The organism is Pseudomonas frederiksbergensis, assembly GCF_017114915.1.
In the GTDB taxonomy this organism is placed as follows: Bacteria; Pseudomonadota; Gammaproteobacteria; order Pseudomonadales; family Pseudomonadaceae; genus Aquipseudomonas; species Aquipseudomonas frederiksbergensis_I.
The window spans coordinates 45835-64652 of record NZ_JAAUOE010000019.1 but is presented as its reverse complement, the minus strand read 5'-3'; the positions used below and the strand labels follow the sequence as shown (position 1 = coordinate 64652).

17 protein-coding genes are annotated in these 18818 nt (G+C 61.0%); 14 read left to right on the top strand and 3 right to left on the bottom strand.

Going from position 1 to position 18818, the window contains the following annotated elements:
• The first annotated feature begins 41 nt into the window (after positions 1-41).
• From HCU66_RS15355 to HCU66_RS15335, 5 genes are all read left to right on the top strand, one after another.
• Positions 42-800, top strand: coding sequence for a methyltransferase domain-containing protein (locus HCU66_RS15355; protein WP_205889278.1), 759 nt, complete (start codon positions 42-44; stop codon positions 798-800).
• 91 nt (positions 801-891) lie between these two features.
• The gene (rnhA, locus tag HCU66_RS15350; RefSeq protein WP_205889277.1) at positions 892-1344 is read left to right on the top strand and encodes a ribonuclease HI; all 453 of its coding nucleotides are present in this window, start codon (positions 892-894) and stop codon (positions 1342-1344) included.
• 206 nt (positions 1345-1550) lie between these two features.
• Positions 1551-2309 carry a DNA polymerase III subunit epsilon gene (gene dnaQ, locus HCU66_RS15345; RefSeq protein WP_205889276.1) on the top strand — a complete coding sequence of 253 codons (759 nt, stop codon included), beginning with the start codon at positions 1551-1553 and terminating at the stop codon, positions 2307-2309.
• Between the two features lie 121 nt (positions 2310-2430).
• Positions 2431-4686, top strand: a complete 2256-nt coding sequence (locus HCU66_RS15340) for an Orn/Lys/Arg family decarboxylase (RefSeq protein ID WP_205889275.1) — start codon at positions 2431-2433, stop codon at positions 4684-4686.
• Between the two features lie 14 nt (positions 4687-4700).
• Positions 4701-5315, top strand: coding sequence for a GNAT family N-acetyltransferase (locus HCU66_RS15335; RefSeq protein WP_205889274.1), 615 nt, complete (start codon positions 4701-4703; stop codon positions 5313-5315).
• Here the strand turns inward: HCU66_RS15335 and HCU66_RS15330 are convergent.
• Both HCU66_RS15330 and HCU66_RS15325 read right to left on the bottom strand, forming a co-directional pair.
• Positions 5281-6174 (bottom strand): LysR substrate-binding domain-containing protein, encoded by an 894-nt coding sequence (locus HCU66_RS15330; protein ID WP_205889273.1) that lies wholly within the window; start codon positions 6172-6174, stop codon positions 5281-5283. The two genes, HCU66_RS15335 and HCU66_RS15330, sit on opposite strands and share 35 nt — an antisense overlap.
• An 88-nt stretch (positions 6175-6262) precedes the next feature.
• The gene (locus HCU66_RS15325; protein ID WP_205889272.1) at positions 6263-6499 is read right to left on the bottom strand and encodes a hypothetical protein; all 237 of its coding nucleotides are present in this window, start codon (positions 6497-6499) and stop codon (positions 6263-6265) included.
• Positions 6500-6684: 185 nt separating this feature from the next.
• Between HCU66_RS15325 and HCU66_RS15320 the strand changes: the two genes are divergently transcribed.
• Positions 6685-7245 (top strand): NADPH-dependent FMN reductase, encoded by a 561-nt coding sequence (locus tag HCU66_RS15320; protein ID WP_205889271.1) that lies wholly within the window; start codon positions 6685-6687, stop codon positions 7243-7245.
• Positions 7246-7406: 161 nt separating this feature from the next.
• Here the strand turns inward: HCU66_RS15320 and HCU66_RS15315 are convergent, their stop codons facing one another.
• Positions 7407-8357, bottom strand: coding sequence for a DUF1853 family protein (locus HCU66_RS15315; protein ID WP_205889270.1), 951 nt, complete (start codon positions 8355-8357; stop codon positions 7407-7409).
• 112 nt (positions 8358-8469) lie between these two features.
• Between HCU66_RS15315 and HCU66_RS15310 the strand changes: the two genes are divergently transcribed.
• The 8 genes from HCU66_RS15310 (at position 8470) to HCU66_RS15275 (ending at position 18797) form a co-directional block, all read left to right on the top strand.
• A complete protein-coding gene (locus HCU66_RS15310; RefSeq protein ID WP_007988608.1) occupies positions 8470-9360 on the top strand; it encodes an NAD(+) kinase in 891 nt (296 codons plus the stop codon).
• A complete protein-coding gene (locus tag HCU66_RS15305) occupies positions 9357-10331 on the top strand; it encodes a metallophosphoesterase (RefSeq protein ID WP_205889311.1) in 975 nt (324 codons plus the stop codon). The genes HCU66_RS15310 and HCU66_RS15305 overlap by 4 nt, the downstream gene beginning before the upstream one ends.
• The gene (locus tag HCU66_RS15300; protein WP_205889269.1) at positions 10328-11197 is read left to right on the top strand and encodes a rhomboid family intramembrane serine protease; all 870 of its coding nucleotides are present in this window, start codon (positions 10328-10330) and stop codon (positions 11195-11197) included. Before HCU66_RS15305 ends, HCU66_RS15300 begins: the two co-directional genes overlap by 4 nt.
• Positions 11198-11228: 31 nt before the next feature.
• The gene (locus tag HCU66_RS15295; RefSeq protein WP_019579318.1) at positions 11229-11489 is read left to right on the top strand and encodes a YeaC family protein; all 261 of its coding nucleotides are present in this window, start codon (positions 11229-11231) and stop codon (positions 11487-11489) included.
• On the top strand, positions 11486-12316 hold the full coding sequence (locus tag HCU66_RS15290; protein ID WP_205889268.1) for a DUF2797 domain-containing protein: 831 nt from the start codon (positions 11486-11488) through the stop codon (positions 12314-12316). The genes HCU66_RS15295 and HCU66_RS15290 overlap by 4 nt, the downstream gene beginning before the upstream one ends.
• 10 nt (positions 12317-12326) lie before the next feature.
• Positions 12327-14984, top strand: coding sequence for an aminopeptidase N (gene pepN / locus HCU66_RS15285; protein ID WP_205889267.1), 2658 nt, complete (start codon positions 12327-12329; stop codon positions 14982-14984).
• Between the two features lie 332 nt (positions 14985-15316).
• Positions 15317-16384 carry a WD40/YVTN/BNR-like repeat-containing protein gene (locus tag HCU66_RS15280; RefSeq protein WP_205889266.1) on the top strand — a complete coding sequence of 356 codons (1068 nt, stop codon included), beginning with the start codon at positions 15317-15319 and terminating at the stop codon, positions 16382-16384.
• Between the two features lie 28 nt (positions 16385-16412).
• Complete coding sequence (locus HCU66_RS15275; RefSeq protein WP_205889265.1) at positions 16413-18797, top strand: efflux RND transporter permease subunit; 2385 nt, start codon at positions 16413-16415, stop codon at positions 18795-18797.
• Positions 18798-18818 lie beyond the last annotated feature (21 nt).

Genomic DNA, 18818 nt, shown 5'->3' with positions numbered 1-18818 from the left:
ATTGGCGCATCTTAGAACTTCCTGGCGCGTTGGAGAATGCAATGACCGATAAAGCGTTCGCTCAGGCTGATCCTGACTGGCTGGCGTTGATCAGCGCGGCCCGTGAGTGGCTGTCCGGCCCCATCGGGCAATTTCTGCTCGACGAAGAACGACGCATGCTCGAAGACGAGTTGGGGCGCTTCTTCGGTGGTTATCTGGTGCATTACGGCCCCTCGGCGCAGACTCCCCCGTCGGCACCGCAGGTCCAGCGCAATGTGCGGCTCGGTGCGCCGTTGCCGGGGGTCGAGATCGTCTGCGAAGAGCAGGCCTGGCCCCTGAGCGAGCATGCCGCTGATGTGGTGGTGTTGCAGCACGGACTGGATTTCTGCCTGTCGCCCCACGGTTTGTTGCGCGAAGCGGCGAGCAGCGTGCGCCCCGGCGGGCATCTGCTGATTATCGGGATCAACCCCTGGAGCAGCTGGGGCCTGCGTCACGTATTCGCCCATGACGCCTTGCGTCAGGCTCGCTGCATTTCGCCGTCGCGGGTCAGCGACTGGTTGAACCTGCTGGGCTTCGCGCTGGAGAAACGCCGCTTCGGGTGCTATCGTCCGCCGCTCGCCTCACCCGCCTGGCAGGCCCGTCTGGCCGGTTGGGAACGCAAGGCCGGTGACTGGCAATTGTCGGGTGGCGGCTTCTATTTATTGGTCGCGCGCAAGATCGTTGTGGGGCTGCGGCCGTTGCGTCAGGAGCGGCGCGAGCCAATGGGCAAGCTGATCCCGTTACCGATGGCCAAGGTCAACCGTCGCCATATCGAGCCGTAATACACGTTTATATTCCCGGCCGGGTTCGCCCCGGCCTCGGGCATCGTCGATCACCGATCGGCGAGCCACCGCATTTTCTGGATAGATTGGCATGAGCGATAGCGTAGAACTCTTCACCGATGGCGCCTGCAAGGGCAACCCTGGCCCGGGCGGCTGGGGGGCGTTGCTGGTGTACAAGGGTGTTGAAAAGGAACTCTGGGGCGGCGAAGCCAACACCACCAACAACCGCATGGAGTTGATGGGCGCGATCCGCGGCCTGGAAGAACTCAAGCGCTCCTGCGACGTACTGCTGGTGACCGACTCCCAGTACGTGATGAAAGGCATCAACGAGTGGATGGCCAACTGGAAGAAACGCGGCTGGAAAACCGCGTCGAAAGAACCGGTGAAAAACGCCGACCTGTGGAAACTGCTCGACGAGCAGGTCAACCGCCACAATGTCACCTGGAAATGGGTGCGCGGGCACATTGGCCATCATGGCAACGAACGGGCTGACCAGCTGGCCAACCGTGGCGTTGATGAAGTGCGCGGGTACAAGCAAGCCTAGACCCTCTACGGATGATCGTTCCCATGCTCTGCGTGGGAATGCCGCCAGGGACGCTCCGCGTTCCGCTTCGCGGGTGACGCAGAGCGTCACGGGATGCATTCCTTTGCTGCGCGTGGGAACGATCAGATTGCGGACGCCCGCCCGATCCCGCGAGCGTGATAACATCGCCGCTTTTGCACGATTGACCCGTTGAGAGCTGAGCACTGATGGCCACCAGATCCGTTGTACTCGATACCGAAACCACCGGCATGCCGGTGACCGACGGCCACCGGATTATCGAAATCGGTTGTGTCGAGTTGATCGGTCGGCGCCTGACCGGCCGGCATTTCCACGTATACCTGCAACCGGATCGCGAGAGTGACGAGGGCGCCATCGGCGTCCATGGCATCACTAACGAGTTTCTGGTGGGCAAACCGCGTTTTACGGAAGTGGCCGATGAGTTTTTTGAATTCATCAAGGGCGCACAGCTGATCATCCATAACGCGGCGTTCGACGTTGGCTTCATCAACAACGAATTTGCGCTGATGGGCCAGCACGATCGCGCGGACATCACGCAACACTGCACGGTCCTCGACACCCTGATCATGGCCCGGGAACGTCACCCGGGGCAGCGCAACAGTCTCGACGCCTTGTGCAAACGTTACGGTGTCGACAACTCCGGCCGTGAACTGCACGGCGCCTTGCTCGACTCAGAGATTCTCGCCGACGTTTACCTGACCATGACCGGCGGCCAGACCAGCCTGTCGTTGGCCGGTAACGCATCCGATGGCAATGGGTCCGGTGAGGGCGCGGACAACTCCGCTACCGAAATCCGTCGTCTTCCGGCCGACCGTCAGCCAGCCCGGATCATCCGCGCCAGTGAAGAAGATTTGGCTCAACACATGGCACGTCTGGAAGCCATCGCCAAATCCGCCGGCGCACCGTCGCTGTGGCAGCAATTGGCCGAGGCCAAGGCTCAGGCCTGAAGGCCTTAAAAGATCGCACCCAATGCCCCACTTCAGGGCATCCCCTCGCCACATGCGCTTCAACCCTCTACCCTGAGGTTATTGGCAGGCCATGGTCTGCCGCCTCAGGACGCCGAGCCTCATGTATAAAGATTTGAAATTCCCGGTCCTGATCGTCCACCGCGACATCAAGGCCGACACCGTTGCCGGTGATCGTGTGCGGGGCATTGCCCGGGAACTGGAGCAGGAAGGCTTCAGCATTGTCTCGGCGGTCGATTACACCGAGGGGCGTATGGTCGCCTCGACCCATCACGGCCTCGCCTGCATGTTGATTGCCGCCGAAGACGCCAGCTCCAATGCTCACCTTCTACAGAACATGGCTGAGCTGATCCGCCGGGCACGGGTTCGGGCACCGGACCTGCCGATCTTCGCCCTGGGGGAGCAGGTCACCCTGGAAAATGCCCCGGCCGACGCCATGGCCGAGCTCAATCAGCTGCGCGGCATTCTCTATCTGTTCGAAGACACCGTGCCATTCCTCGCCCGTCAGGTCGCTCGCGCTGCGCGCAAGTATCTGGACGGTTTGCTGCCACCGTTCTTCAAGGCGCTGGTGCAACATACCGCCGACTCCAATTATTCCTGGCACACCCCCGGCCATGGCGGCGGCGTGGCCTACCACAAGAGCCCGGTGGGGCAGGCGTTTCACCAGTTTTTCGGGGAAAACACCCTGCGTTCGGATTTGTCGGTGTCGGTGCCGGAGCTCGGTTCGCTGCTCGATCACACCGGCCCGCTGGCGGAGGCAGAAGCGCGAGCCGCGCGCAATTTCGGCGCCGATCACACCTTTTTCGTGATCAATGGCACCTCGACTGCCAACAAGATCGTCTGGCATTCCATGGTGGCCCGCGATGATCTGGTGCTGGTGGATCGCAACTGCCACAAGTCGGTGCTGCACTCGATCATCATGACCGGCGCGATTCCGCTGTACCTGTGCCCGGAGCGTAATGAGCTGGGAATCATCGGTCCGATTCCGTTGAGTGAGTTCAGCCGCGAATCGATCCAGGCCAAGATCGACGCCAGCCCGCTGACCCAGGGCCGCGAGCCCAAGGTCAAGTTGGCGGTGGTGACCAATTCGACTTACGACGGCCTCTGTTACAACGCCGAGCTGATCAAACAGAGCCTGGGCAACAGCGTCGAAGTGCTGCATTTCGACGAGGCCTGGTACGCCTACGCGGCGTTCCACGAGTTCTTTGCCGGTCGTTACGGCATGGGCACTTCCCGCAGCGAAGACAGCCCTTTGGTGTTCACCACCCATTCCACACACAAACTGCTGGCGGCGTTCAGCCAGGCGTCGATGATTCACGTTCAGGACGGCGGTGCGCGGCAACTGGATCGCGACCGTTTCAACGAAGCGTTCATGATGCACATCTCGACCTCGCCGCAGTACAGCATCATCGCCTCGCTGGACGTGGCGTCGGCGATGATGGAAGGGCCGGCCGGTCGTTCGCTGTTGCAGGAAATGTTCGACGAAGCCCTGAGCTTTCGCCGGGCCCTGGCCAATCTGCGTCAGCATATCGCCGCCGATGACTGGTGGTTTTCTATCTGGCAACCCCCCTCGGCCGAAGGTATCGAGCAGGTGGTCACCGAAGACTGGTTGCTGCAACCCGACGCCGATTGGCATGGCTTTGGCGGTGTGACCGACGACTACGTGCTGCTCGATCCGATCAAGGTCACGCTGGTGATGCCGGGTTTGACGGCGGGCGGTGCCCTGAGTACGCGGGGGATTCCGGCGGCGGTGGTCAGCAAATTCCTCTGGGAACGCGGGCTGGTCGTGGAAAAAACCGGGCTGTATTCGTTTCTGGTGCTGTTCTCCATGGGCATCACCAAGGGCAAATGGAGCACGCTGCTGACCGAGTTGCTGGAATTCAAGCGCAATTATGACGCCAACGTCAGCCTGGCCATCTGCCTGCCGTGCGTGGCGCAACAGAACGTTGCCCGCTATCAAGGCATGGGTTTGCGCGATCTGTGCGATCAATTGCACGCCTGTTATCGCAGCAATGCCACGGCCAAACACCTCAAACGCATGTACACGGTGCTGCCGGAAGTCGCGATGAAGCCGGCGCACGCCTATGATCAATTGGTACGCGGGGACGTGGAGGCCGTTTCGATCGATGCCCTGGACGGGCGGATCGCGGCGGTGATGCTGGTGCCATACCCGCCGGGGATCCCGTTGATCATGCCCGGCGAGCGGTTCACCGAGTCGACCCGTTCGATCATCGATTACCTGAAGTTTGCCCGTACGTTCGACAGTAGCTTCCCCGGGTTTGTCGCCGATGTGCATGGCTTGCAACATGAAGACGAGGGCAATGGACGGCATTACACCGTCGATTGCATCAAGGAATGAGGACCTTTGCGCGTATGCAACCCGTCATGAATCCCAAATACCCAGGCCTCTCGGTGCGTGTCGCCGATGAGGGTTTTGCGGCTTATATCTGGGGCAGTGATTTCAGTTTTGAAGTCGCCGCCTATGGAGCAGCAGAAATCGGTAAACCGGTGGCGCAATGGCCGGTGACGCCGATCACCCCGTACCGCAAGTGCTACGGCATCGATCCCGAGGAGTTCAGCGGTTTTCGCGATGCCGCCGACAGTGCGATTTTCATGGCCTATCTGGATGACGAGCCGGTGGGGCACCTGGTGGTGAGCACCAACTGGAACGGCTTTGCCCATATCGATGAGCTGGCGGTGCATGCGCCGGCGCGTCGCCATGGCGTGGCCAAGTCGTTGCTGGACGTGGCGCAGTTCTGGAGTCGCAAGAAAAAATTGCCGGGCATCATGCTGGAAACCCAGAACAACAACCTGGGCGCCTGTCGGCTTTACGAACGTTGTGGCTACGTGGTCGGCGGGATCGATCATCTGCGTTATCGCGGGATCGACCCGAACACCGCCGAAGTAGCGTTGTTCTGGTATCGACTGTTCGATAACCCGCTGGAAAACCCGATCAGCTCGCCAGCATCGCCCCGGCTTGTTCCGTGATGATGGCCAGTAGCGCCTGAATGGCCGAAGAGGGCTCGGCGTTCTTCAGGCTCAAGGCATAGACGCTGATCGGCACGGCGGGCGCCAACGGGCAGGCGTCGAGCCCGGCCGACTTGGCGCCGAGGGCGGTGAACGGATCGACGATCGCCAGGCCTTCGCCGGCCTCGACCATGCTGCGCATCATTTGATGAGTCTGGACCCGGGTCTGGATGACCGGGGCAGGGCGCAGCGCATGCAGTTTGTTATCCAGCGCCGGGCTGAGCGGGTCGTGACCTTCCAGGCCGACCATCGCCTGGCCGGCCAGGTCTTGCAGCGAGATGTACTTCTGTTTCGGTTGCAGCCAGCCATGGGGCGCCAATAGCTGAAGCTTGCCCTGCGCGATGACCTGGCAATGGATGTCGGCGTGGTCCGGGTCGTGCAGGCTCAGACCCAGATCGCTTTCACGCAGCAGCAGGCTTCTGACAATCTCGCGGGTCGGCTGGCTCAGGAGGGTGCAAGGCGCGTCGGGGAGGCGTCGGCGCAGGGCCGCGATGCTCTGGGGCAACAATTGTTGCGCCAAAGGTGGGGTGCAGATAATTCGCAGGGGTGGGGCCAGATATTGCTTGAGGCTGCTGGCCAGTCGCTGGACCGGCTCAAGGGCTTCGTAGACGCGGGCGATCTCGACCTGCAACTCCCGCGCCTCGCGGGTGGCTTGCAGACGGCCACGCACGCTGGCAAACAGCATGAACCCCAGCTGATCCTCGGCATCGCGCAGGGTGCGTTCAACCTCGGTCACGGGCAACTGCAACCATTCGGCGGCGGTGCCCAGGTGACCGGTCTGCAGGAGCGCCTGGATCACTTCGATATGACGTAAACGCATGCGTGAAGTCCATGTTCAGCAGGTGAGGGAGTCAGTGACTGAATCCTAACTCAAGTGCGCGCATATGACTTCTGCTCATAACAGCGGGTTATGAGGCAACGTTCGTTTCAGGTTCGCGAATGAGGGTGACGCCGGTTTGCACCAGCACAAACGCATTGTCGTCGAGTTTGTTGACCCGGTCGCCAATGGCCAGTTTATAGGTGGTGACAGGCGCAGAGCCGGCCTGGCCGTCGTGCGATGGTGTGGATTCCTGGAACTCATGCACGGAATAAATGCGGCCTTCCGCGTCTCTTGCATGGAACTGACCGACGAGTACTGCTGCCATCTGCTTAGAACCTCTGGGGATAAATCACTCAATTTGCGGCTCTGTAGACCGTGGTTGGGCGAGGTAAGTTTTCCTACAGGAAAAAAATAGTCAGGGGCGGCGATTTTCCAGCGCCCGCTGGTTGAATCGTCATTGCGATCATCTATAACTAGAAGCTCTTCCCATCGAACAGTCGAGAATCTTCCATGAGCAATGTCTACGAGATCGCCGTTCTGGTCGGCAGCCTGAGAAAAGCATCGATCAACCGCAAGGTCGCGCTGGCGCTGGCCGAGCTGGCGCCTGCCAATCTGAAGCTGACTATCGTCGAAATCGGCGATTTGCCGCTGTACAACGAAGACATCGATGGAGATTCACCGCCGGCAGCCTACAGCACTTTCCGACAACAAGTGCGGTCATCCGACGCGGTGCTGTTCGTGACCCCGGAATACAACCGTTCGGTGCCGGCGCCGTTGAAGAACGCGATCGACGTCGGTTCGCGCCCCTATGGCAAGAGTGTCTGGGACGGCAAGCCGGGCGCGGTGATCAGCGCTTCACCGGGCGCCGTCGGCGGGTTTGGGGCCAACCACAACGTGCGCCAGTCCATGGTCTTTCTCAACGTACCGTGCATGCAGCAGCCGGAAGCCTACCTGGGCGGCGCCGGTTCAGCATTCGACGAAGCGGGCAAGTTGTCGGAGTCGCTCAAGCCGTTCCTGCAGAAATTCATCGATGCGTATGCGCAGTGGGTCGAGCAGCATAAGAAGCTATGACCTTGTGCGGGGGGGCAGGCGACATCCATGTTGACGGTACCGCCGCCTTCGCGGGCAAGCCTCGCTCCTACAGATAAGTGTCGTTCACACATTTTGCGACCGACAAAAAACTGTAGGAGCGAGGCTTGCCCGCGAAGAGGCCCTCGCAGGCGCCGAAAAACTCAGCCACTGCCCGGCACATTCGGCCAAAGGTCGGACACCAGAAACAGCCGCTCGGCCTCTTCCCAATCCCCGTTCGCACTCTCCGTCAGTCGCACCATCAATTGCGCCGGTGCCAGCGGGTCCAGGTCACTCAGCCATGCGTTCAGCTGTTCAGCGTTCCAGGTCTGCTCCTCGGGATAGTGCGCCGGTGCGAGCCAGGCATGGCGGGGCAGGGGTTGCCAGCGACCGAATGGACGCTGCACGACAAACTGCGCCCAGTCCTTCTGATGCAGCCAGCTGCCGCGCAAATGCTGAGGGTGTGCGCCGCTCGGTGGCTCGGCCTGCCCCGGCCACGGATAGAGCAGATAACCGCCCAGCCACAGGTGCGCACTGAACTGTTGGATATCCAGCGACGCCAGCACCTCACGGCTCTCCGCCCGCGCGGAAATCGGTAATTGATGCCGGCTCAGGTGTTCCAGTTTGCGGTCCAGCCGATCATGACAACCCGGTCCGAGCCACTGCGCGGTGTCATGGCCGTCACCGTTCTGCGGGCCGAGGTAGAGCTTGATCGCCAGTTCCAGGTGATGCACGCCATCGCGATCGCGCAGCAGCATGTCCAACTCACCGAGGGTATGGCCTTCGCGACGGATCGGCATGTTGGCGGCGATCAGCTCGATCCCCGGCGCGTGCCGCACGGCGTACTGCCACAGCCGTTCGTAGTACAAACCCAGGCGCCGGGTCCTGGCCTGGGCCAGCCAGTGCAGCAGGTCGTAACTGTCACGGTCCAGTTGGCGGAGCCAGTGTTCCAGGCGCTCGGGGGCCTGCACCCAATCGCTGCCAGCCAGGGGATGACGCTGTGGCCACGGGGTGACGCTGAGCATCGGCGGCGCGAGGATGACCCAGGCCAGGTCGCGCACTTCAGGGTGGCGCAACTGGTGAGGTAACTGGAGCAAGTCTGGAAATAGGATCATCTTGCGAGCATAGCCCGAAACGCGAGCATACCGTTGTGGCTGAAAGGGTTTTGTCTACGCCGCGCTTTCGCCCATAATCGTGTTTTTCGCCGCCACACACGTTAGGGGCCCCATGGAGCAATTTCGTAATATCGGCATCATCGGTCGCCTGGGCAGTTCTCAGGTGCTGGATACCGTCCGCCGACTGAAACGGTTTCTGCTCGATCGTCACCTGCACGTGATCCTCGAAGACACCATCGCCGAAGTCCTGCCGGGCCATGGCCTGCAAACCTCGTCGCGCAAGATGCTCGGTGAAGTCTGTGACATGGTGATTGTGGTTGGTGGTGACGGCAGCCTGCTGGGCGCCGCCCGGGCATTGGCCCGGCACAATATTCCGGTGCTCGGCATCAACCGTGGCAGCCTGGGGTTCCTCACCGATATTCGCCCCGATGAGCTGGAAGTCAAAGTCGCCGAAGTGCTCGACGGCCACTATCTGGTGGAAAACCGCTTCCTGCTGCAAGCCGAAGTCCGGCGCCACGCCGAGGCCATAGGCCAGGGCGATGCGCTGAACGATGTAGTGCTGCACCCCGGCAAGTCGACGCGGATGATCGAGTTCGAGCTGTACATCGATGGCCAGTTCGTCTGCAGCCAAAAGGCCGATGGCCTGATCGTCGCCACACCGACCGGCTCGACCGCCTACGCGCTGTCGGCGGGCGGCCCGATCATGCATCCCAAGCTCGACGCTATTGTGATTGTGCCCATGTACCCCCATACCTTGTCGGGTAGGCCGATTGTGGTCGATGGCAACAGTGAGCTGAAAATCGTCGTGTCCAAAGATATGCAGATTTACCCGCAAGTCTCCTGTGACGGGCAGAACCACTTCACCTGCGCGCCCGGTGACACCATCACCGTCAGCAAGAAAGCGCAGAAGTTGCGGCTGATTCACCCGCTCGACCACAACTACTATGAAGTCTGCCGGACCAAGCTCGGCTGGGGCAGCAAGTTGGGTGGTGGAGGCGACTGATGCTCGATCCCGCGCGTAGCTACGACCTGATCGGTGACGTGCACGGTTGCGCTCTGACCCTTGAGCACTTGCTCGACCGGCTCGGTTACCACAAACAGGCGGGTGTCTGGCGGCATCCGTCGCGCATGGCGGTGTTCCTGGGCGACATCATCGACCGTGGTCCGCGGATTCGCGAGGCGCTGCACATCGTCCACGACATGGTCGAGGCCGGCCAGGCGCTGTGCATCATGGGCAACCATGAATTCAACGCCCTGGGCTGGAGCACGCCGGCGCTGCCTGGCAGTGGCCAGCAGTTCGTGCGTGAACACACGCCGCGCCACGCGCGCCTGCTCCAGGAAACCCTGACCCAGTTCGAAGATCATCCCGCGGAATGGCATGACTTCCTGCAATGGTTCTACCAGCTGCCCTTGTTCGTCGATGCCGGGCGTTTTCGCGTGGTGCATGCCTGCTGGGACGCCAGTCTGATCGAACCGTTGCGCGGGTTGTTCCCCGACGGCTGCATCGATGAACACTTCCTCCAGGCCTGCGCGGTGCCGGGCAGTTTCGCCTGCACCGTGTTCGATCGCCTGTTGCGCGGCACCGACATGCGCTTGCCCCACGGCTTGACCATGACCAGCGGCGACGGCCTGACGCGCTCGTTCTTCCGCACCAAATTCTGGGAAGACGACCCGCAAACCTACGGCGATATCGTGTTCCAGCCCGACGCCTTGCCCGAGCCGGTAGCCCGTACGCCACTGTCGTCCAGCGAAAAAGACAACTTGCTGCGCTATGGCATCGATGAGCCGCTGTTATTCGTCGGCCACTACTGGCGCAGTGGTAAACCGGCGCCGATCCGCCCGAACCTGGCGTGCCTGGATTACAGCGCGGTGCTCTACGGCAAACTGGTCGCTTATCGTCTGGATCAGGAAACCCGTCTCGACCCGCATAAATTTGTCTGGGTCGATGTCGAGCGGCCGGAGGTGATGCAATGACGGCGGTTGCGGTATTGCGTCTGCCGCTGGCGGTGGATTTGAGCGGGTTCGTCAAACTGCTGCAGCGCATGCAAGTGCCCCATCGGGTCAGCGAAGAAGCGGGCGAGCAAGTGCTGTGGGTGCCCGCCAGCATCAGTGAAGACGTGCGTTCGTTGTACGAACGCTTTCCGGCCGGCGACCCGGATCAGCAACTGGATATCCCGATCGCGCAAACCCGGCAGCGTCCGGGCTTCGTCGAGCAGTTGCGCCACAGCAAGGCCACGGCGTTGGTGCTGTTGCTGAGCCTGATCGTCGGCGTGGTGACGCTGCTGGGTGAAAACCTCGAGACGATGCGCTGGCTGACCTTCCTCGATTTCCGCGTGGTCGGTGACTACATCCATTTCACGCCACTGGCCGACAGCCTGGAGGCGGGGCAGTGGTGGCGGCTGATGACGCCGATGCTGATTCACTTCGGCATCCTGCACCTGGCCATGAACGGCATGTGGTATTGGGAACTGGGGCGGCGCATCGAGTCGCGTCAGGGCAGCATCAACCTGATCGGCCTGACGTTGCTGTTCAGCCTGGTGTCCAACTATACGCAATACCTTTTCAGCGGCCCGAGCCTGTTCGGCGGGTTGTCCGGGGTGCTGTACGGCCTGCTCGGGCATTGCTGGATCTTCCAGCTGTTGTCGCCCAACCCGGCGTATCGCCTGCCCCGCGGGGTGTTGGCGATGATGCTGGTGTGGTTGCTGGTGTGCCTGTCGGGGCTGGTCTCGATGATCGGTTTCGGCGAGATTGCCAACGCGGCCCACGTCAGCGGGTTAATCATCGGATGCTTCACCGGTTTGTTGGGCGGTTTGTACAACCGCCGTAAACTGGCCGTCTAAACAGTTATGAATAAAGAGCGCGGAGCCCTTGATGTCCTCTTTTAATGAAATGATCAAAAACATCACCCCGGATATCTACCAGAGCCTGAAACTGGCGGTGGAAATCGGCAAATGGTCCGACGGTGGCAAACTCACCGCCGAGCAGCGCGAACTGTCCCTGCAAGCGATGATTGCCTGGGAAATCCAAAACCTGCCCGAAGAAGAGCGCACCGGCTACATGGGCCCGCAGGAGTGCGCATCGAAGTCGATCGAAGTGCCAAACATTCTGTTCAAGTCGGATGCCATCCATTGATCGAGATTGGCCGCGGTGCAATCAGCAAAATGTCGGCGCGCCTTGACGGGCCGAACGTGCAGTACGCTTTTCGTCTGGGCGACGCCGAGGTACCGGTCAATCCGTTGATCGGCACCACGGTGCGCCTGGAATACCTGGGGGCGATCCACTGCACCCATTGCGGACGCAAGACCAAAACCAGTTTCAGCCAGGGTTACTGCTACCCGTGCATGACCAAACTGGCCCAGTGCGACATCTGCATCATGAGCCCGGAACGTTGCCACTACGACGCCGGTACTTGCCGGGAGCCTGAGTGGGGCGAAAAATTCTGCATGACCGACCATGTGGTGTACCTGGCCAATTCGTCGGGGATCAAGGTCGGCATTACCCGTGCCACGCAGTTGCCGACCCGCTGGCTCGATCAGGGCGCCAGCCAGGCCTTGCCGATCATGCGCGTCGCGACCCGCCAGCAGTCGGGCTTCGTCGAAGACCTGTTCCGCAGCCAGGTCGCCGACAAAACCAACTGGCGTGCTTTACTCAAGGGCGATGCGGTGTCGGTCGACCTGATACAGGTTCGCGATCAGCTGTTTGAAAGCTGCGCCGAAGGTTTGCACGGTTTACAGGAACGATTTGGCCTACAGGCAATCCAGACCATTACCAATGTCGAACCGCTCGAGATCCGCTATCCGGTCGAGCAATACCCGGCCAAGATTGTCAGCTTCAACCTGGACAAGAACCCGATTGCCGAAGGCACGCTGCTGGGGATCAAGGGCCAGTACCTGATTTTCGACACCGGCGTGATCAATATTCGTAAATACACGGCCTACCAGCTCGCCGTGCATCAGTAAGGACTCCAGCATGCGCACCGAACAACCGAAGATGATCTACCTGAAGGACTATCAGGCCCCCGAGTACCTGATCGACGAGACGCACCTGACCTTCGAGTTGTTCGAGGACCACAGCCTGGTCCATGCGCAACTGGTGATGCGCCGCAATCCGGAACGTGGTCCAGGCCTGCCGCCGCTGGTGCTGGACGGCCAGCAACTCGAACTGCTGTCGGTGACACTGGCCGACCGTGAGCTGAGCGCCGCCGACTACCAACTGACCGAGAACCACCTGACCCTGCACCCGACCGAAACAAGCTTCACAGTCGATACCAGCGTCCGGATTCACCCGGAAACCAACACCGCCCTGGAAGGCCTGTACAAGTCCGGCACCATGTTCTGCACCCAGTGCGAGGCCGAAGGCTTCCGCAAGATCACCTATTACCTCGACCGCCCGGATGTGATGAGTGCGTTCACCACCACGGTGGTCGCCGAGCAGCACAGCTATCCGGTGCTGCTGTCCAACGGCAACCCGATTGCCTCAGGTCCCGGCGAAGACGGCCGGCACTGGGCGACCTGGGAAGACCCGTTCAAGAAGCCTGCCTACCTGTTCGCGCTGGTGGCCGGTGATCTGTGGTGCGTCGAAGACACCTTCACCACCATGACCGAGCGCTCCGTGGCGCTGCGCATCTACGTCGAGCCAGAAAACATCGACAAGTGCCAGCACGCCATGAACAGCCTGAAGAAGTCCATGCGCTGGGACGAAGAGGTCTACGGTCGCGAGTACGACCTGGACATCTTCATGATCGTCGCCGTCAACGACTTCAACATGGGCGCCATGGAGAACAAGGGCCTCAACATTTTCAACTCCAGCGCCGTGCTGGCCCGCGCCGAAACCGCTACCGACGCCGCGCACCAGCGGGTCGAGGCGATCGTCGCCCACGAATACTTCCACAACTGGTCGGGCAACCGCGTGACCTGCCGCGACTGGTTTCAGCTGTCGCTGAAGGAAGGCTTCACCGTGTTCCGTGATTCGGAATTCTCGGCCGACATGAACTCGGCCACGGTCAAACGCATCCAGGACGTGGCGTACCTGCGCACCCACCAGTTCGCCGAAGACGCCGGCCCCATGGCCCACGCCGTGCGCCCGGACAGCTTCATCGAGATTTCCAACTTCTACACCCTGACCGTGTACGAAAAGGGTTCGGAAGTGGTCGGCATGATCCACACCTTGCTCGGCGCTGACGGTTTCCGCAAAGGCAGCGACCTGTACTTCGAGCGCCATGACGGCCAGGCCGTGACCTGTGACGACTTCATCAAGGCCATGGAAGATGCCAATGGCATCGACCTCGCCCAGTTCAAGCGCTGGTACAGCCAGGCCGGGACACCGCGTCTGGCGGTGAGCGAGTCCTACGACGCCGCGGCGAAAACCTACAGCCTGACCTTCCGCCAGAGCTGCCCGGAAACGCCGGACAAGGTGGAAAAACTGCCGTTCGTGATTCCGGTGGAGCTGGGGCTGCTTGATTCGAAAGGCGCGGCGATTGCACTGCGTCTGTCCGGCGAAGCCAGCGCTCAAGGCACGTCTCGGGTGATCTCGGTGACTGAAGCCGAGCAAACCTTCACCTTCGTCGACATGGCTGAAAAGCCGCTGCCTTCGTTGCTGCGCGGCTTCTCGGCCCCGGTGAAACTGAGCTTCCCGTACGACCGCGATCAGTTGATGTTCCTGATGCAGCACGACAGCGACGGTTTCAACCGCTGGGATGCCGGCCAGCAATTGTCGGTGCAGGTGCTGCAAGAGCTGATCGAACAGCAGCAGAAGGGCGAGGCGCTGGTGCTGGATCCGCGTTTGGTTGCGGCGCTGCGTACCGTGCTGTCCGACGAGTCGCTGGATCAGGCCATGGTCGCCGAAATGCTTTCGCTGCCGAGCGAAGCGTACCTGACAGAAATCAGTGAAGTGGCGGATGTCGAGGCTATTCACACAGCTCGCGAATTTGCCCGTAAGCAATTGGCTGAAGGTTTGTTCGAGGCATTGTGGCTGCGTTATCAGGCCAATCGCGATCTCTCGAAGCAAACGCCGTATGTGGCCGAGGCCGAGCATTTCGCCCGTCGCGCCCTGCAGAACATTGCGCTGTCGTACCTGATGCTCAGCGGCAAGCCGCAAGTGTTGGCGGCAACCCTTGAACAGTTCGACACCTGCGACAACATGACCGAGCGCCTGACCGCGCTGGCAGTGCTGGTGAATTCGCCGTTCGAAGAGCAGAAAGCCAAGGCATTGGCGAGCTTCGCCGAACACTTCAAGGACAATCCGCTGGTCATGGATCAGTGGTTCAGCGTCCAGGCTGGCAGCACCTTGCCGGGTGCTCTGGAACGGGTCAAAGCCTTGATGCAACACCACGCGTTCACGATCAAGAACCCGAACAAGGTGCGCGCACTGATCGGCGCGTTTGCCGGGCAGAACCTGATCAACTTCCACGCGGCGGATGGTTCCGGGTATCGCTTCCTGGCGGATCTGGTGATTGAGCTCAACGGCTTCAATCCGCAGATCGCTTCTCGCCAACTGGCGCCGTTGACCCGCTGGCGCAAGTACGACAGCGCCCGTCAGGCGCTGATGAAAGGCGAACTGGAGCGGATTCTCGCTTCGGGGCAGCTGTCCAGCGACGTGTACGAAGTGGTCAGCAAAAGCCTGGCCTGACCTTACTCACCTGATCATTCCCACGCTCCGCGTGGGAATGCCGCCATGGACGCTCTGCGTCCGCTGTTGAAGCTGTGACGCGGAGCGTCACGGGATGCATTCCCACGCAGAGCGTGGGAACGATCTTTCTGAGTATCCCCCCCGGTTAACAAAAGATAACGTGGTGTCGATTGTCAGAGCTTTCCAAACCCCGATAGGATAAGCCCAGCTTCCGTAGGGGCTCTGGATTGCGGGCTTCAGGACTATGCTTCTGAATAGGGCAATCCCGGTAAGCACCCCTTACGGCGCCCTGAAAGGTTGAACGACCTAACAATAATAAAGGGGGAAGGTCTATGAGTGAGCCTGTCATGGGTGTGAGTATTTGCCGCCCGCCGGCGTTACGCAGGTTCGCGTTGCTGGCTACAGCGCTCTCGCTGTTGGGCTGTGCCGTGCTGTCGGCACCTGTGCTGGCCGCTGCCGCGCCAGCCTCCGATGTGGTTTATTCCGTTGAATCCGCCAAGGCCAGCAAAGGCCTGATGCTCGATGTCGTACACGCCGGCAAGCGCCTGGTGGCGGTCGGCGATCGCGGGCACATCCTCTATTCCGATGACCAGGGCGCGACCTGGACCCAGGCCAAGGTGCCGACCCGGCAACTGCTGACGGCGGTATTTTTTGTCGATGACAAACACGGCTGGGCCGTCGGCCATGACGCGCAGATCCTCGCCAGCGAAGACGGCGGCGTCACCTGGACCAAACAATTCGAAGACCTGAGGCGCGAATCGCCGCTGCTCGACGTCTGGTTCAAGGACGTCAACAGCGGTTTTGCCGTGGGCGCTTACGGTGCCCTGCTGGAAACCACCGACGGCGGCAAGCACTGGGAAGACGTCAGCGACCGCCTGGACAACGAAGATCAGTACCACCTCAACGCCATTGCCGCGGTCAAGGATTCCGGCATTTTCGTCGTCGGCGAGCAGGGCAGCATGTTCCGCTCCGCCGATGAGGGGCAGACCTGGGAAAAGCTTGAAGGCCCGTACGAAGGCTCGCTGTTTGGTGTGATCGGCACCGCGCAACCGGCCACGCTGCTGGCTTACGGCTTGCGGGGCAATCTTTACCGCTCCACGGATTTCGGCAGCACCTGGGAGCAGGTCGAACTCAAGGCTGCCCGTGGTGCGCTGGAGTTCGGCCTGTCCGGCGCCACGCTGCTCGACGACGGTTCCATCGTGATTGTCGGCAACGGCGGCAGCGTCATTCGCAGCAGCGACGACGGCGAAACCTTCAGCGTCTTCAACCGCCCGGATCGCATCTCCGTCTCGGCGGTCACGGCGGCGGGCGACGGTAATCTGATTCTGGCAGGCCAGGGCGGCGTTCGCGTCACTTCGCCAACGGGCACAGAGAATGGAAAAAACGGGTCGTCCAAATGAGCCGGGCAAATAATAAGAAGGCGGGTCTATGACATCCTTAAGCACTCCTCAACAGGACAAGGCGACGTTTCTGGAACGCCTGATCTTCAACAACCGTCCGGCGGTGATTGTCATCTGCCTGCTGGTCAGTATTTTCCTGTTCTGGCAGGCGACGCTGATCCGGCCGTCCACCAGTTTCGAAAAAATGATCCCGCTCGAGCATCCGTTCATTGAAAAAATGATGGAGCACCGCAACGATCTGGCGAACCTGGGCAACACGGTGCGGATTTCCGTGGAAGCCACCGATGGCGACATCTTCTCCAGGGAATACATGGAGACCCTGCGCCAGATCCACGACGAGGTGTTCTACATCTCCGGCGTCGACCGTTCCGGCCTCAAGTCGCTGTGGAGCCCGAGCGTGCGCTGGACCGAGGTGACGGAGGAGGGCTTCGCCGGCGGTGAAGTGATTCCCCAGAGCTATAACGGCTCCCAGCAGAGCCTCGACCTGCTGCGCAACAACGTGCTCAAGTCCGGGCAAGTCGGGCGGCTGGTGGCCAACGACTTCAAGTCGAGCATCGTCGACATCCCGCTGCTGGAGTCCTACCCGGACCCGCAGGACCAGGGCAAGTTGCTGGCGCTGGACTACCGCAAGTTCTCGCACGAACTCGAAGACAAGATCCGCAACAAGTTCGAAGCCCAGAACCCCAACGTGAAGATCCACATAGTCGGGTTCGCCAAGAAAGTCGGCGACCTGATCGATGGGCTGGTCATGGTGGTGATGTTCTTCGGCGTCGCCTTCGTCATTACCCTGATCCTGCTGTACTGGTTCACCCACTGCATGCGCAGCACCGTGGCGGTGTTGAGTACGACGCTGGTGGCGGTGGTCTGGCAGCTGGGCTTGATGCACTTCTTCGGCTTCGGGCTTGACCCGTACTCGATGCTGGTGCCGTTCCTGATCTTCGCCATCGGGATTTCCCACGGCGTGCAGAAAATCAACGGTATCGCCTTGCAGTCCAGCGAGGCGGATAACGCACTGACTGCGGCGCGGCGTACATTCCGCCAGCTGTTCCTGCCGGGGATGATCGCGATCCTGGCGGATGCGGTGGGCTTTATCACGCTGTTGATCATCGACATCGGCGTGATTCGCGAACTGGCCATCGGCGCGTCCATCGGCGTGGCGGTGATCGTGTTCACCAACCTGATCCTGCTGCCGGTGGCCATTTCCTACGTCGGTATCAGCAAACGCGCCGTCGAGCGCAGCAAGAAAGACGCGCACCGCGAGCATCCGTTCTGGCGTCTGCTGTCGAACTTTGCCAGCCCGAAAGTTGCGCCGATCTCCATTGCCCTGGCGCTGATCGCCTTCGGCGGTGGCCTTTGGTACAGCCAGAACCTGAAAATCGGCGACCTTGACCAGGGTGCGCCGGAACTGCGTCCGGACTCGCGTTACAACAAGGACAACAGCTTCATCATCAACAACTACTCCACCAGTTCCGACGTGCTGGTGGTGATGGTCAAGACCAAGTCCGAAGGTTGCTCGCGCTATGAGGCCATGGCGCCGATCGACGAACTGATGTGGAAGATGCAGAACACCGAGGGCGTGCAGTCGGCGATTTCCCTGGTGACCGTGTCCAAGCAAATGATCAAGGGCATGAACGAGGGCAACCTGAAATGGGAAACCCTGTCGCGCAACCCGGACGTGCTGAACAACTCCATCGCCCGTGCCGATGGCCTGTACAACAACAATTGCTCCCTGGCGCCGGTGCTGGTGTTCCTCAACGACCACAAGGCCGAAACCCTGGACCGCGCCGTCCATGCGGTGCAGGACTTCGCCAAGGACAACAACAAGGAAGGCCTGGAATTCATCCTCGCCGCCGGTAACGCCGGGATCGAGGCGGCCACCAACGAGGTGATCAAGCGTTCCGAGCTGACGATTCTGGTGCTGGTGTACATCTGCGTCGCGACCATGTGCATGATCACCTTCCGCTCCTGGGCGGCGACCTTGTGCATCGTGTTGCCGCTGGTGCTGACCTCGGTCCTCGGCAATGCGCTGATGGCGTTCATGGGCATCGGCGTGAAAGTCGCGACCTTGCCGGTGGTGGCGCTCGGGGTGGGGATCGGCGTGGATTACGGGATCTACATCTACAGCCGTCTGGAAAGCTTCTTGCGTGCCGGTCTGCCGCTGCAAGAGGCGTATTACCAGACGCTGAAGTCCACCGGTAAAGCCGTGCTGTTCACCGGTTTGTGCCTGGCGATCGGCGTGTGCACCTGGATCTTCTCGGCCATCAAGTTCCAGGCCGATATGGGCCTGATGCTGACCTTCATGCTGCTCTGGAACATGTTCGGCGCGTTGTGGCTGCTGCCAGCGCTGGCGCGGTTCCTGATCAAGCCAGAGAAACTGGCAGGGCAGAAGGGCAACTCGCTGTTTGCTCACTGACCTCTGGCAGAAACAGAAAAG

Excerpts from the sequence above, each read along its gene's own strand:
- HCU66_RS15295 (WP_019579318.1), top strand. The coding sequence starts at position 11,229 with ATGTCCTCTTTTAATGAAATGATCAAAAACATCACCCCGGATATCTAC.
- HCU66_RS15320 (WP_205889271.1), top strand. The coding sequence starts at position 6,685 with ATGAGCAATGTCTACGAGATCGCCGTTCTGGTCGGCAGCCTGAGAAAA.
- HCU66_RS15335 (WP_205889274.1), top strand. The coding sequence starts at position 4,701 with ATGCAACCCGTCATGAATCCCAAATACCCAGGCCTCTCGGTGCGTGTC.
- HCU66_RS15275 (WP_205889265.1), top strand. The coding sequence starts at position 16,413 with ATGACATCCTTAAGCACTCCTCAACAGGACAAGGCGACGTTTCTGGAA.
- HCU66_RS15325 (WP_205889272.1), bottom strand. The coding sequence starts at position 6,499 with ATGGCAGCAGTACTCGTCGGTCAGTTCCATGCAAGAGACGCGGAAGGC.
- HCU66_RS15280 (WP_205889266.1), top strand. The coding sequence starts at position 15,317 with ATGAGTGAGCCTGTCATGGGTGTGAGTATTTGCCGCCCGCCGGCGTTA.
- pepN (WP_205889267.1), top strand. The coding sequence starts at position 12,327 with ATGCGCACCGAACAACCGAAGATGATCTACCTGAAGGACTATCAGGCC.
- HCU66_RS15310 (WP_007988608.1), top strand. The coding sequence starts at position 8,470 with ATGGAGCAATTTCGTAATATCGGCATCATCGGTCGCCTGGGCAGTTCT.
- HCU66_RS15300 (WP_205889269.1), top strand. The coding sequence starts at position 10,328 with ATGACGGCGGTTGCGGTATTGCGTCTGCCGCTGGCGGTGGATTTGAGC.
- HCU66_RS15355 (WP_205889278.1), top strand. The coding sequence starts at position 42 with ATGACCGATAAAGCGTTCGCTCAGGCTGATCCTGACTGGCTGGCGTTG.
- HCU66_RS15315 (WP_205889270.1), bottom strand. The coding sequence starts at position 8,357 with ATGATCCTATTTCCAGACTTGCTCCAGTTACCTCACCAGTTGCGCCAC.
- HCU66_RS15340 (WP_205889275.1), top strand. The coding sequence starts at position 2,431 with ATGTATAAAGATTTGAAATTCCCGGTCCTGATCGTCCACCGCGACATC.
- dnaQ (WP_205889276.1), top strand. The coding sequence starts at position 1,551 with ATGGCCACCAGATCCGTTGTACTCGATACCGAAACCACCGGCATGCCG.
- HCU66_RS15330 (WP_205889273.1), bottom strand. The coding sequence starts at position 6,174 with ATGCGTTTACGTCATATCGAAGTGATCCAGGCGCTCCTGCAGACCGGT.
- rnhA (WP_205889277.1), top strand. The coding sequence starts at position 892 with ATGAGCGATAGCGTAGAACTCTTCACCGATGGCGCCTGCAAGGGCAAC.